The sequence below is a fragment of the Rosenbergiella gaditana genome (assembly GCF_018494065.1).
Taxonomy (GTDB): domain Bacteria; phylum Pseudomonadota; class Gammaproteobacteria; order Enterobacterales; family Enterobacteriaceae; genus Rosenbergiella; species Rosenbergiella gaditana.
Genome location: NZ_JABBFR010000008.1, coordinates 18580 through 32729, shown reverse-complemented (window position 1 = coordinate 32729; position 14150 = coordinate 18580). Strand labels below are relative to the sequence as shown.

The following is a 14150-nucleotide window of genomic DNA, read 5'->3' as shown; positions in this document are numbered from 1 at the left end:
TATGTCGACTCACTATAATGTTGCCGTTTTACCGGGTGATGGAATCGGTCCAGAAGTGATGGCTCAGGCCGAAAAGGTACTGGCTGCGGTCAGCCAGCGTTTTGGCTTTCAGATCAACACTCAGCATTTTGATGTCGGCGGCATTGCCATCGATAACCACGGTTCGCCTCTCCCTGCTGCAACGGTAGCAGGCTGTGAGCAGGCGGATGCCATTCTGTTTGGCTCAGTCGGTGGACCTAAATGGGAACACTTACCGCCGAGCGACCAACCCGAGCGTGGCGCCCTGCTTCCGCTGCGTAAGCACTTTAAACTGTTCAGCAACTTACGTCCGGCGGCCCTGTATAAAGGCTTAGAGGCTTATTGCCCACTGCGTAGCGATATTGCAGCACGCGGATTCGATATTTTATGTGTGCGTGAATTAACCGGTGGCATCTACTTCGGTCAACCGAAAGGCCGTGAAGGTAGCGGCGATCAACTACGCGCTTTCGATACGGAAATTTATCACCGTTATGAGATCGAGCGTATTGCGCGCTTAGCGTTCGAATCAGCGCGTAAGCGTCGTCACAAAGTCACATCAGTCGATAAAGCTAACGTATTACAGTCGTCGATTTTATGGCGTGAAACGGTCACAGAGATTGCGAAAGAGTATCCGGACGTCGAGCTATCGCATATCTATATCGATAATGCCACGATGCAGCTGATCAAGGATCCTTCTCAATTCGACGTACTGTTATGCTCCAACTTATTCGGCGATATCCTATCTGATGAGTGTGCGATGATTACCGGGTCTATGGGAATGCTTCCTTCAGCTAGTCTGAATGAAGACGGATTCGGATTGTACGAACCTGCTGGCGGCTCGGCCCCCGATATCGCGGGTAAGAATATCGCCAACCCGATTGCACAAATTTTATCACTAGCATTGTTGCTGCGTTATAGCTTACAACAAGGTGATGCGGCAGAAGCGATTGAAAATGCGATCAGCAAGGCGCTGGCTGCAGGGCACCGCACTCACGATTTAGCCGGTGACGGTCAAGCAGTCAGTACTGACGAGATGGGTAATATCATTGCCCGGTATATTGCTGAGGAAAAATAATAAAATGAGCAAAACCTTATACCAGAAGTTATTTGATGCACATGTCGTTCACGAGACGCCACAAGAGACGCCTATCCTGTACATTGACCGTCACTTAGTTCATGAAGTGACCTCACCACAAGCCTTTGATGGTCTTCGTGCCCATGGCCGTAAATTACGTCAGCCGTCGAAAACCTTCGCTACGATGGACCATAATGTCTCGACAGAGACTCGGGATATTAACGCGTCCGGTGAAATGGCGCGTATCCAGATGCAAGAGCTGATCAAGAACTGTGCCGAGTTTGGTGTCAGTCTGTATGACTTAAATCACCCATTCCAAGGAATTGTTCACGTTATCGGTCCAGAACAAGGCATCACCTTACCGGGTATGACCATTGTCTGTGGTGACTCTCATACCGCCACCCACGGTGCCTTTGGTGCCTTGGCATTCGGTATTGGGACATCAGAAGTTGAACACGTGATGGCGACCCAAACCTTGAAACAAGGCCGGGCGAAAACGATGAAAATCGAGGTGACCGGCTCAGCCATTGGCGGTATCTCAGCGAAAGACATTGTCTTGGCGATCATCGGTAAAACCGGCAGCGCAGGCGGTACGGGTTATGTAGTGGAATTCTGCGGTGCGGCGATCGAAGCGTTAAGTATGGAAGGCCGCATGACCCTGTGTAATATGGCCATTGAGTTAGGGGCTAAGGCCGGATTGGTCGCACCCGATGACACCACCTTTGAATACTTGAAAGGCCGTCAATTTGCGCCGAAGGGCGAACAGTGGGATGACGCCGTTGCTTACTGGAAAACCTTAAAATCCGACGATAACGCTGAATTCGATTGCGTTGTCACGCTGGATGCAGCAGATATCGCCCCTCAAGTCACCTGGGGAACGAACCCTGGACAGGTAATCGCTGTTGACCAACCTATTCCGCGTCCAGAAGAGTTTAGCGATCCTGTTGAACGTGCTTCAGCAGAAAAAGCGCTGGCTTATATGGGGTTAGAGGGTGGTATTCGATTAACAGATGTCGCGATCGATAAGGTCTTTATCGGTTCTTGTACTAATTCGCGGATTGAAGATTTACGTGCGGCAGCAGCAATTGCCAAAGGGCGTAAAGTTGCACCTGGTATCGTTGCAATGGTTGTTCCGGGTTCCGGCCCCGTTAAAGCACAAGCTGAGGAAGAAGGTTTAGATAAAATCTTCTTAGAAGCAGGATTTGAATGGCGTTTACCGGGCTGCTCAATGTGTTTAGCGATGAATAACGATCGCCTGAATGCCGGTGAGCGTTGTGCGTCAACCAGCAACCGTAACTTTGAAGGACGTCAAGGTCGTGGTGGCCGGACTCACTTAGTCAGTCCAGCCATGGCAGCAGCAGCAGCCGTCACTGGTCGCTTCACTGATATCCGTACCTTGAACTGAGGACCTGCAGCATGGCAATTAAATTTACTCAACATACCGGACTGGTTGCGCCTTTAGATGCGGCCAATGTCGATACTGATGCGATCATTCCAAAACAGTTTTTACAGAAAGTCACCCGTACAGGTTTTGGTCAGCATCTTTTTAACGATTGGCGCTTTATCGATGATGAGGGCAAAATCCCTAATCCGGATTTCGTACTGAATAAACCACTGTATCAAGGCACCAGTATTCTATTAACACGCGAAAACTTTGGCTGCGGCTCATCGCGTGAGCATGCGCCTTGGGCCTTAACCGACTTTGGTTTTCGCGTCGTAATAGCGCCTTCTTTCGCGGATATTTTCTACAGTAATAGTTTCAATAACCAACTGCTATTAGTTAAATTAAGCGAAGCGCAAATTGACGAACTTTTCCAGCAGGTCGAGCAACAGCCGGGGATCAATTTTACCGTTGATCTGGAAGCGATGACTATTCAGGCGGGAGATAAGACTTACACTTTCGAACTGGATAGCTTCCGCCGCCACTGTATGTTAAATGGATTAGATAGCATTGGACTGACACTACAACATGAAGCGTCGATCGATGATTATGAAGCGAAGCAACCCGCTTTTCTCCAGTAATTCTCTCAGCGTTTAGCATAAAAAAAGGGACATTTTCATGTCCCTTAAGATTGCTGACGCCCCCCATCTTTCTGGTGGGGCTCTTCTTTTTGAGCGACCGGAGGTCACGATCGCGATATTTTTTTGACTCTTTCTTTGCGTGTCTTTTGACGCCCTATCACTCTTCTGACAAGCTCTGTCAGTAGCGCTATTTTTTTATATTATGCGCTGCTGTCGCCATCAGGTACTGCATCTACTCGTTAATCAGCCTTCAAAACCGCGCGTAACGGTGACCATGATGTTGCTTTGCATCCACGTAGCTCTTCTCAATCGTCTCTTTTCGCCGTGCATACACTTTTGATCCTAGGGCGTCAGTCTCATTTCGTCCGCCCGTTCCTTACTTTCCTCCCACACGTGACGCGTTACCACTTTTTGCCTGTTCTGGCTCTGCGTACAAGACTTAAGTTGTGGGCACGCTGCACAGATATACGGCGAGCTACGATACTGACGATAGCCCTCGTGACGGGTGGTTTTCTAAATCAGTGCCAAGAGGCCAGAACTTTGCCAGCAATCTGCAAGGTCCTTAAAGAACCTTTTTTGTGCGCCCTAACGCATTCTCTTGCTTGCTAGGTTATAGACGTCACTACGTTCTCGCTTACCCACCGCTACAACTGCAATAACAAGCTGATCATCAATCACCTCATAAACTAAACGAAAGCCGGAAGCGCGTAGTTTAATTTTGTAGCAATCTTTTAAGACGCTCAACTTAGCTGAGGTAATATGCGGATTTTCACAGCATTTTTTTAACTTTTTAGCGAACTGCTGCTGAATGACCTTATCTAGCTTTTGCCACTCTTTGAGAGCCGATTCCCTGAATTTAATTCTGTAGGTCACAGGTAGCTGTCCAGATCTACCTCAACTAAAGGTTGGTTTTTGCGTTCTGCAACTAACTTAACAAGCTCTTGATCATCCAAAGACTCCAATAATCTTTCGTAAAGCTCCGCTGGGACACAGTAAAAGGCTGGCTGATTACGATTCAGAATAGCGACCGGGAACCCATCACCGGCATTCACCGTGGCCATAGGATTTTTCTTTAATTCACTAACACTGGCACTGGTATCACTAAGAATAATATTTGGCATATCGACCTCAAAAGACTCATTAACAGGTCATGAATAGTAATACTGAAAAGACCTTTTAACAAGTCTTTTGAAGTGGTAGCCGCTTGTTTTCTTTTATTCATCCAACGGTGTCTAAATAATTATATCGATTCCCACAAATGTGAAGGGCTTCAGAGCTTACGTAAAACATACAAATTGAATGATAATCATTCTTGACTATAGGCATTAAAGGTCCGATATTGTACTGCATATATAAACAGTACAAGGCTACTTTTTATAAGGAATTAATCATGAGTGAACCTGCTTATTTTCGTGACGGTGTACCTTACACTTCTTCTGGTTAACCCATTATCTATATTACCGGTGGTGGAGGTTAATTAGCCCCTAATTCTTCTGGCGTTGGGGCTAACCAATTCAACGCGAATGGTGTAAACCAGAGCTATGGAATAGGTTTAGTTACTAGGCCTAATTCAGTATCACAGCATATCGACCCACTAGATTTCGCGCAAAATGTACCCAAAATCCATCACGATGAATTAATTGCAGCAATGCAAGAGATCGATGCAAAACAGAAAAATTTAGAGGCTGCTTTGGGTCAAGCTCAATCCAATACCGTTAATGCTTTTAACGAAATGGTAAATAGATTAAACAGTTCCCCTCAAAACCGTGCGCAAAGCTTTGTTAATTATCAGAACATGCTCGTAAATGAGATGAATGCAAAGATTGCGTCTGAAAGGAATGCAGCTGACTATATTGATGCTGACATTATGATGAATAACGGCCGTATAGGGTGGAAAACAAGTGATGAAGATGCGGCCGAGGATCTTGCCAATAAGGCCAAGGGAAAACGGATTAGAAGTGCTGGTGAGGCTATAAGACATTTCCTTAAAAATTGTGAGTCATTGGCGCTTTCGCTGGTGGTGAAGTGTGCTCAGTATTTTCATCGGACGGGTTATCCAAGCAACATTGACCTAAATTTCCTGAACAAGACGGCGCTCACTGGGGATGCCAAAGAGATAGCCAAGCAGCATCATTGTAAACTGCACAACAGGGTCGATAGCGGGCCGTCCGTTGTCATGGTAATAAAAATGGGCCACTTCGCCACGGATGAAATTGAAATCGATAGTGGCGTCGACTTTTCGCATCAGATGATTTTTAAGCACCAGCTCTTCAAGGGTGACCATTTCGATTTGATATTGCTGAGGGGGGAAGATTCTTTAAGCATCGGCGTTAGCTCATTAATTAGGCTAACCCTATTAGATTAAAGTCCTGGCCAAGAGGCCAGGACTTTGTCATCAATCTGAAGGGACATTTTCATGTCCCTTTTTTAGTGGCCGGTATTCTACTGAATACGTGGCTGGTCAGCCCCTTCTTTCTCGACTTTCTGCACTAACATATGTTCGCGCTTCATACCGAGTTTCAACGCCAATGCAGACGCGACGTAAATAGAAGATACTGTACCGATGGTCACACCAATTAACATCGTCAGTGAGAAGCCGCGTAATAGCTCACCCCCAAACAGAAACAGCATTAACACAACGACTAACGTGGTTGCCGACGTCATCAATGTCCGGCTCAATGTCTGAGTGAGAGAGATATTGACGATATCGTAAGGCGTACCACGGCGAATCTTACGGAAGTTTTCACGGATCCGGTCAGAAACGACGATGCTGTCATTTAACGAATAGCCGATGACCGACATCAGTGAGGCAATAATCGTTAAATCAACCTCGATATGGAACAGTGATAACACCCCCATCGTAATGATGACATCATGCGCTAGGGCTAATACCGCTCCCAGAGCAAGGCGCCATTCAAAACGAAAGCCCACATAGATTAAGATACAGATCAATGCCGCCAGCAGCGCTAACGCCCCTGCCTGTGCCAGATCACTGCCGACGCTCGGGCCAACGAACTCAATACGTTTTACCACGGCAGTTTGCTGCGTCGCTTGGTTAATCTCACTAATGACTTTAGTCCCAAGCTCTTGCCCAGCGTTGCCATCATGGGGAGATAAACGCACCATCACTTCACGGCTGCTACCAAAGTTTTGTACTTGGGGATCGCTAAAACCAGCATGTTGTAATGCACTGCGCATCACATCCAATTCACCGGGTTTCTCAAGCGTAATCTCGATCACCGTACCGCCGGTAAAATCGAGCCCCCAGTTAAAGCCACGCACACCAATAATGATGGCAGAGGCAATTAACAACAGCGCTGACAGGGTAAAAGCTAACTTGTCCCAGCGCATGAAATCATGCACCTTACGGCCATAGTTGAGTTGTTCAATACTATATTCTTGTGCCACAACAGGCTCCTTAAATCGACAGCTTGTTGATACGTTTACCGCCGTAAAGCAGATTCACAATTGCTCGTGTCCCTACAATGGCCGTAAACATGGAGGTTGCCACCCCAATCGCTGTCGTAATCGCAAACCCTTTAATAGAGCCTGTACCCACAGCATAGAGAATGATAGCCGTAATAAGCGTTGTGACGTTGGCATCGACAATACTGGAGAACGCACCACGATAACCTTCGTGGATCGCCTGCTGTACCGTACGCCCGTTACGTAGCTCTTCCTTAATCCGCTCATTGATCAATACGTTGGCATCAACCGCTACCGCAAGGGTCAAGACAATCCCGGCAATACCTGGCATCGTCAAGGTTGCACCAGGCAACAATGACATAATACCGATGATTAAGATTAAGTTTGCAATCAACGCTGTGGTCGCAATCACACCGAACTTTTTATAGAACACCAGCATAAACAGAATTGACACCGCGACGCCCCACAAGCATGCATGTAAGCCTTGTTGGATATTCTGTTGACCCATGGTTGGACCAATGGTGCGTTCTTCAACGATCTGAATTGGCGCGATTAATGCCCCAGCACGTAACAGTAACGACAGCTGATGCGCTTCATTTGGATTGTTGATGCCCGTGATACGGAAGCTATTAGCGAGACGCGATTGAATATTAGCCACGTTAATGACTTCTTCTTGTTTCGCTAAAATGGCGCGTCCGTTAGCATCTTTTTTACCACTGTCTTTATATTCAACAAACAATGTTGCCATCGGTTTGCCAATATTATTCCGCGTGAAATCAGACATCGCGTTGCCACCCGCGCTATCTAGCGAGATATTAACTTGCGGCTGATTGTACTCGTCCATAGTTGACGTCGAGTCGGTAATATGATCACCCGTTAAGACGATACGCTTATAGAGGACAACGGGTTGTCCGTCACGCATAGTCTTGACTTCAGAATCACCCGGTACGCGTCCTGCCGCGACAGCGGCTGGGTCAACACTGGTATTGACTAAACGGAACTCAAGTGTCGCCGTTGCACCAAGGATCTCTTTAGCGCGCGCGGTGTCTTGAATCCCCGGTAGCTCAACCACAATACGGTCCGAACCTTGACGCTGTACCAATGGCTCTGAAACACCTAATTGGTTAACACGGTTACGGAGAATGGTAATGTTTTGCTGTACCGCATATTCACGGGCTTCGCTTAAGCGGGCATCGGTCATTGCTGCGGTCAGTTGATTGCTACCACGGCTTCTGATGACAAGATCACGATGACGTGGGCTTAAGTAGCTCACTGCGGCATCACGCGCTTGCGAATTAGGGAACTGGATTTGAATACCGTAATTATCGATTTTACCCACAGTGGTATAACCGAGTTTAGCGGTACGAAGGTCGCCCCGTAGCGTTTCTGCATTTTGCTCTTGCAACTTGCCTAATGCAGTATCCATATCCACTTCCATTAAGAAGTGCACACCACCCCGCAGGTCTAAACCAAGCTTCATCGGCTCAGCCGAAAGTGCCGCTAACCAACGAGGGGTCGCAGGAGCAAGGTTCAATGCTACGACGTAGTTATTGCCTAACGCATTAACCAGTGCTTCACGCGCACGCAATTGAATATCGGTATTAGCAAAACGCGCCATGATTGCGCCATTCTCTAATGCGATAGAACGGGTGTCGATATGTTGTTGTTTGAGTACTGTCTGGATCTGATCCAATGTCTGCTCACTGGCAGCGGCGCCCCGCTCACCAGTGATTTGAACAGCCGGATCCTCACCATAAAGGTTTGGAAGTGCATACAACAGGCCGACCAGTAATATAACGATCAGCATGATGTACTTCCATAAAGGATAACGATTTAGCACGGCAGTTCCCTAAGGAAGAGTTCAATTATAATGCTTTCATTGTGCCTTTAGGCAGAACGGCAGCGACGAAATCACGCTTAACAACGACTTCATTAGTTTCGTTCAGCGCAATAGCAACATAACCCGTTTCAGAGATTTTAGTAACTCGACCAACGAATCCTGAGGTGGTCATCACTTCATCCCCTTTTGCGATGGATTCCATCAATTTTTTATGCTCTTTTGCACGCTTTTGCTGTGGACGCAAAATCATAAAGAAAAAGATCAGGCCGAAAACGACCAACATGATGACCATCGAAAAACTACTGTTTTGTGCTGGTGCGCCAGCCGCTGCCGCGGCATCAGAAATGAAAAAGCTCATAAACTATCCCTCATTAATTAAAATCAAAATGGTAAAGCTGGCACTTCTTTGCCAATCTTCGTATAAAAGTCAGCAACGAATTCTTCTAACCGATCGTCTTCAATCGCTTGGCGTAATCCTGCCATCAAACGCTGATAATAGCGTAAGTTATGGATAGTATTGAGCCGCGCGCCTAAGATTTCATTACAACGGTCTAAATGATACAGGTAAGCGCGAGTGTAGTTTTTACAGGTGTAACAATCGCATTCAGCATCCAGCGGTGAGGTATCACTTTTGTGTTTAGCATTACGGATTTTTACTACGCCGTCGGTCACAAATAGGTGTCCGTTACGAGCATTACGCGTTGGCATCACGCAGTCAAACATATCGATACCGCGACGTACCCCTTCCACTAAATCTTCAGGTTTCCCCACCCCCATCAAATAACGGGGTTTCTCTTCAGGTAACTGTGGGCAGACATGCTCAAGAATACGATGCATATCGGCTTTAGGTTCCCCGACTGCTAAGCCGCCGACAGCGTACCCATCAAAACCAATATCTACCAGTCCTTTGACCGAGATATCGCGTAAATCTTCGTAAACCCCACCCTGCACGATACCAAATAGCGCATTCTTATTACCCAACTCATCAAACCGGTCACGGCTACGCTGTGCCCAACGTAACGACATTTCCATCGAACGTTTCGCATAGTCCCAATCCGCTGGGTACGGCGTACACTCATCAAAAATCATTACGATGTCCGAACCTAAGTCATACTGAATTTCCATCGATTTTTCGGGGTCGAGGAAAATAGGATCACCATTAATTGGGTTACGGAAATGAACGCCTTTTTCGGTAATTTTACGAATGTCGCCCAAGCTGAAAACTTGAAACCCGCCAGAATCTGTCAAAATAGGGCCTTGCCATTGCATGAAATCATGTAAATCGCCATGCAATTTCATGATTTCTTGGCCTGGACGTAACCAGAGGTGGAAAGTGTTCCCGAGCAAAATTTGTGCGCCGGTATCCTTTACTTCTTCTGGTGTCATGCCTTTTACGGTGCCATAAGTGCCGACAGGCATAAATGCTGGCGTCTCAACTGTACCGCGCTCAAAGACTAAACGACCACGGCGCGCGCGACCATCGCGCTTGATATATTCAAATTTCACAAAACTTCTCCATCAGAGAAACAGTCTGATTAGATGATAATAAGTACGAAGTAAAAACCCCGTGAAACCCGCGACTTAGCCAGCTTCCTCTAAATCGCCTGTGCAGATTTTTGCATTTTTTTGCCGATTGGTGTCTCTCATTTGACACAAAATTGACACACCTAAAATCTGAGCAAAGGATGCTACCATAAAGTTGATGATTTCCCTATCCCACTCCCTGACTCCCACACTGCGCCCCCCTAAAGTCAGAAGTGACAGTAATAGGCGACTGCGTTGTTTGTCAGGCTCAAGGAAAATACAGCGTTGTACCTCTTCCGATGAGTATCTGAATGGAATGAGATAAAAGAAGTTACCCTGCCACTTATCAACATCCGTTTAGATCCCAATAACCGCTGTGCACTCACAAGATTAAGTAAACCTTATTAAATATTTAGTTGGCACTGCCGTGCAGTCAGTGTGAGCGAGGCTACATAGCGCTAAAACTGAAATTTTAAAAGGATTATATTTTGCGGCCAAGGCTATTAAAAATTAGATAAAATAATCATTCCATCCAGTAAAACAAATGATTATGATTGGCTTTCTCATTTACTGCCGTTGCCATTGATTGTCGAAATCTATGCTGACAAATAAAAATAAAGGCAATCAGCATCTAAATCTTTTTGATTTATAGGGATAACTATGTCTGCTCCTCGCGGAAAATCAGCCCGTTTCTTTGCCCACACACCGCATATTAATAAGATATTTACCCTCTCGCTGCTGGCGATCACTGTGCATTTATTTATTTATCTTCCCTCAGCACACGCTGCTGGCTCAAACACCACCGCGACCAGTGAGACACAACAAGATGTAGTGGTCTACGGTGCACCTGCGGATAACAGCGTTGATAAAACCAAACAGGACTATCAGGTTAAGACAACCCGAGCAGGCACCAAGTTACTCCTGACGCCTCGCGATGTCCCTCAATCTTTGAGCGTGATTACCCAACAGCGAATGCAGGATCAACAACTGCAAACAATCAACGATGTATTAAATACTACAACGGGGATCACCAGTGAACGGGATGATAGCGAAAGGGCCTATTACTATTCACGGGGATTCAAGCTAAATAACTTCACTTATGACGGTATACCTACCTCGATGGGTGATGCCTGGAACTATGGCGATACCGCATCAGATACGGCGATTTATGATCGGATTGAAGTGGTTCGGGGAGCCACTGGCTTGATGACGGGTGCTGGCAGTCCGGCAGCCTCCGTTAATATGGTTCGAAAGCATGCTGACAGTAAGACCGCCACCGGTAGTTTGAATGCCAGTTATGGTAGTTGGAACAAACAACGTTATGTCGCCGATCTTTCAACACCACTTAATCAATCAGGGTCGCTGCGTGGCCGGGTGATAGCAGGCTACCAAAACCAAGACAGCTGGCTAGATCGCTACACCAAAAATACCAAATTCCTTTATGGGACAATCGACGCTGACCTAAGTGAACGCACCACGCTTTCTCTGGCCTATGATTACCAAGATGCCGATACGAGTAACCCTACTTGGGGAGGAAATCCCGTCTTTTATCGTAACGGTACGCTCACCCATTATCGTCGAAGCCTAAATTCGTCTGCAAACTGGACCTATTACCACACCACCGTACGTAAACTCTACGCTGACCTGGTGCATCACTTCGATAATGGTTGGTCTACCCATTTAAACGGTACCCATGCTGAAAATACCTTTAGTGATAAATTACTCTATGTGGGTTATCTCAGCATGCCAGATAGAGACTCTGGGGAGGGTACTAACGGCTTTGGCAGTGAAGACAGCGGTAAACGCGAACTGACCTCTGTCGATGGCTATGCAAGTGGCCCATTTGCGCTATTCGGTCGCCAGCATCAGCTTATGCTCGGCGTGAACTATAGTCGCCAGCATAATGCTACGGATAGCAGTAACGGTACGACCAGTGCGGATGGCAGCGAAATTGCTAGCAGTGATATCGGAATCTTTAATAACCATTGGAACGGAAATATTGCCCAACCGAATTGGGGTGATTGGTATCAAAACGCCAATGATATTATCCGTCAAAAGTCTGCTTATACTGCTGCGCGGTTCTCGCTTACTGATCCACTGGCACTCATTGTCGGGGCACGTTATACCCAATATCGCAGCAATGGTTCCAGCGGCGATATGGAAAAAAATAATCTTATGCCTTACGCAGGTGTAGTGTATGACCTCAACGATACTTGGTCAGCCTACGCTAGCTATACCTCTATCTTCCAGCCTCAAACCTATCGCGATAGTACAGGCCGTTATTTGTCACCAATCACAGGTAAAAGCTATGAAACAGGTCTGAAGTCAGCTTGGGACGATGGACGACTGACCGCCACCTTCGCGATTTTCCGCATTGAACAAAACAATGTGGGTCAGGAACAAGATGGCGTATATGTGAATAATAGTAGCGAGCAGGCTTATGTCGCGACCAAAGGGGCCCGTAGTAAAGGCGCTGAGTTCGAAGTAAACGGTGCGTTCACCGATAACTTACAAATGACTTTTGGTGCAACACGCTATGTCGCGACCGATTCAACGGGCCGTTACAGCAGTAATCAACCACAAACCGTATTTAAACTTTTTAGCCGTTATCAACTTCCTACATTGCCCGAGCTAACGATAGGCGGCGGTATTACTTGGCAAAACAGAGTATTTTGGGACGTTTCAACCCCTGATGGCAGCACTCAACGGGTTTATCGAAGCAGCTATCCTCTAGCAAACCTGTTCACTCGCTATCAGATAAACAAACAGGTTGCGGTGCAAGCTAATATTAATAACCTGTTCGATCGCACTTATTACACTTATAGAAATAATGATGTGTACGGTGAACCGCGTAACGTCTCAGTGAATTTATCTTATCAGTTCTAATCGGTCACACTAACGTCCTGTCGAACCAGGACGTTTCTCCCTCAACACGTTTTTACTCAATAAAGGAGTTTGATATGAGAGGATTTTTCCCCTCGTCGAAGGCGTTGTACTCGGCACTCTTTATGACCGCACTAACGGCTCCAACTGTTTTTGCCCAACCATCACAGCCTGCTCCCCTTGAGGCTTCTTCGCCTGCCGACTCATCACTCAAGCAACGTCAACTCGGTGATGGCTTATACGAATTAGCCCTAATTCCTGGCAAAAATATGCTCTATATTGCGAGTGCTCAGAGTTTTAAAGGGGTTAATGGCGGTGTGATCTATCGACTGGATCCCACCACACTGGCCGTCACTGGCGAAACGCATACCGACCTTAAAAACTTTGGTATGGCCATTGATGATAAGGGCCAGTTCTTTTATACCACCAACTCACTGGATGGCGGTGTCTCGAAAGTCGATACGCAGACGGGAAAGGTTGTCGAACGCCTTTTGTTTAAGGGGAAAGATAAAGATGGGGACCCTGTTGGGGCGCGAGAAATTCTCTTTCACAATCAGCAACTTTATATCGGTCGTGTCACCGACCCAGGATATATCTCTATCGTCGATGCCCATACGATGACCTTGAAAGGTAAAATAGATAATGTCGGTAAATGGGTAACGGGAATTATTTACTCCCCGCTGACTCAACGTATCTATGCAGCGAGTGGCAGTGGGCAAATAGCCGTGATCAACCCTACGAATAATAAAATAGAAAAACGCTGGAAGCCTGACGATGGACATAACTATCTTTTCCTTAATATGGCGGAAGATCCAACGACCGGGCATTTGTTCGTTACCGATAATTCCGAAGGAAAGACGACTGTAGTGTTCGATGAGCGAACTGGAAAAGTAATTAAACGACTGCAAGGAGATGCCTTAGGCATTAAGTTTAATGCTAAACGTCATGAAATTTACATTAGCCAACGTGAGTCGAAAAAGGTATTACAACTTGACGCGACGAACTTTACGTTAAAGAAATCATGGTCGTTTGAAGGGCATCCCAATAGCCTGCTCGTTTCACCCGATGGAGACACGCTATACGTGACGATAAAACAGGATTTTAACAAGGACAACACGACCAAAGGTCCCGACAGTGTCGCGAGAATTTCGCTGAATTGATTGTGGTATTAAGTCGCCCCCCTATGTTGCTCGATTCACGGCAAGGTTAAGGCAATAGTAGTTATCTTCTCACCGAGATACGAAATTGATAAGGCTCGCGATCAGTAAAGACATTGGCGGAAAAGGCGATGAGTGACAATATTCACTCTCTTTTCGCTACTAATAATGCTCAGTTTCCCCCCTCTTATCGAGGCTTTTATTG

The 14150-nt window shown here is 46.5% G+C and carries 11 protein-coding genes and 2 pseudogenes; 5 read left to right on the top strand and 8 right to left on the bottom strand.

Annotated elements, in window-relative coordinates; translation table 11 throughout:
• Nucleotide 1: 1 nt before the first annotated feature.
• Genes leuB through leuD form a run of 3 tightly spaced genes read left to right on the top strand, consistent with a single transcriptional unit; the run spans nucleotide 2 to nucleotide 3115 of the window.
• A complete protein-coding gene (leuB, locus tag HH682_RS07470) occupies nucleotides 2-1093 on the top strand; it encodes a 3-isopropylmalate dehydrogenase (RefSeq protein ID WP_214236960.1) in 1092 nt (363 codons plus the stop codon).
• 4 nt (nucleotides 1094-1097) lie between these two features.
• Nucleotides 1098-2498 carry a 3-isopropylmalate dehydratase large subunit gene (gene leuC, locus HH682_RS07465; protein ID WP_214236959.1) on the top strand — a complete coding sequence of 467 codons (1401 nt, stop codon included), beginning with the start codon at nucleotides 1098-1100 and terminating at the stop codon, nucleotides 2496-2498.
• 11 nt (nucleotides 2499-2509) lie between these two features.
• The gene (gene leuD / locus HH682_RS07460; RefSeq protein ID WP_214236958.1) at nucleotides 2510-3115 is read left to right on the top strand and encodes a 3-isopropylmalate dehydratase small subunit; all 606 of its coding nucleotides are present in this window, start codon (nucleotides 2510-2512) and stop codon (nucleotides 3113-3115) included.
• A gap of 253 nt (nucleotides 3116-3368) precedes the next feature.
• Here leuD and HH682_RS07455 read toward each other — a convergent pair.
• From HH682_RS07455 to tgt, 8 genes and pseudogenes are all read right to left on the bottom strand, one after another.
• Nucleotides 3369-3628: pseudogene (locus HH682_RS07455) on the bottom strand (transposase); the annotation flags it as partial.
• Between the two features lie 72 nt (nucleotides 3629-3700).
• Nucleotides 3701-3988, bottom strand: coding sequence for a type II toxin-antitoxin system RelE family toxin (locus HH682_RS07450; protein WP_214236957.1), 288 nt, complete (start codon nucleotides 3986-3988; stop codon nucleotides 3701-3703).
• The gene (locus HH682_RS07445; protein WP_214218967.1) at nucleotides 3985-4236 is read right to left on the bottom strand and encodes a type II toxin-antitoxin system Phd/YefM family antitoxin; all 252 of its coding nucleotides are present in this window, start codon (nucleotides 4234-4236) and stop codon (nucleotides 3985-3987) included. The genes HH682_RS07450 and HH682_RS07445 overlap by 4 nt, the downstream gene beginning before the upstream one ends.
• Nucleotides 4237-5189: 953 nt before the next feature.
• Nucleotides 5190-5440, bottom strand: a pseudogene (locus tag HH682_RS07440) (transposase); the annotation flags it as partial.
• 117 nt (nucleotides 5441-5557) lie between these two features.
• Nucleotides 5558-6523 carry a protein translocase subunit SecF gene (gene secF, locus HH682_RS07435; protein ID WP_214236956.1) on the bottom strand — a complete coding sequence of 322 codons (966 nt, stop codon included), beginning with the start codon at nucleotides 6521-6523 and terminating at the stop codon, nucleotides 5558-5560.
• 10 nt (nucleotides 6524-6533) lie between these two features.
• Nucleotides 6534-8381: a protein translocase subunit SecD gene (gene secD / locus HH682_RS07430; protein WP_214236955.1), complete on the bottom strand. Its 1848-nt coding sequence runs from the start codon at nucleotides 8379-8381 to the stop codon at nucleotides 6534-6536.
• Nucleotides 8382-8406: 25 nt separating this feature from the next.
• Nucleotides 8407-8739: a preprotein translocase subunit YajC gene (gene yajC / locus HH682_RS07425; protein WP_062811989.1), complete on the bottom strand. Its 333-nt coding sequence runs from the start codon at nucleotides 8737-8739 to the stop codon at nucleotides 8407-8409.
• Between the two features lie 23 nt (nucleotides 8740-8762).
• Nucleotides 8763-9887, bottom strand: coding sequence for a tRNA guanosine(34) transglycosylase Tgt (gene tgt, locus HH682_RS07420; protein WP_214236954.1), 1125 nt, complete (start codon nucleotides 9885-9887; stop codon nucleotides 8763-8765).
• Nucleotides 9888-10565: 678 nt separating this feature from the next.
• Between tgt and fhuE the strand changes: the two genes are divergently transcribed.
• Together fhuE and HH682_RS07410 are read left to right on the top strand one after the other, a co-directional pair.
• Nucleotides 10566-12791: a ferric-rhodotorulic acid/ferric-coprogen receptor FhuE gene (gene fhuE, locus HH682_RS07415; protein ID WP_214236953.1), complete on the top strand. Its 2226-nt coding sequence runs from the start codon at nucleotides 10566-10568 to the stop codon at nucleotides 12789-12791.
• 74 nt (nucleotides 12792-12865) lie between these two features.
• Nucleotides 12866-13948 (top strand): YncE family protein, encoded by a 1083-nt coding sequence (locus HH682_RS07410; RefSeq protein ID WP_214236952.1) that lies wholly within the window; start codon nucleotides 12866-12868, stop codon nucleotides 13946-13948.
• Nucleotides 13949-14150 lie beyond the last annotated feature (202 nt).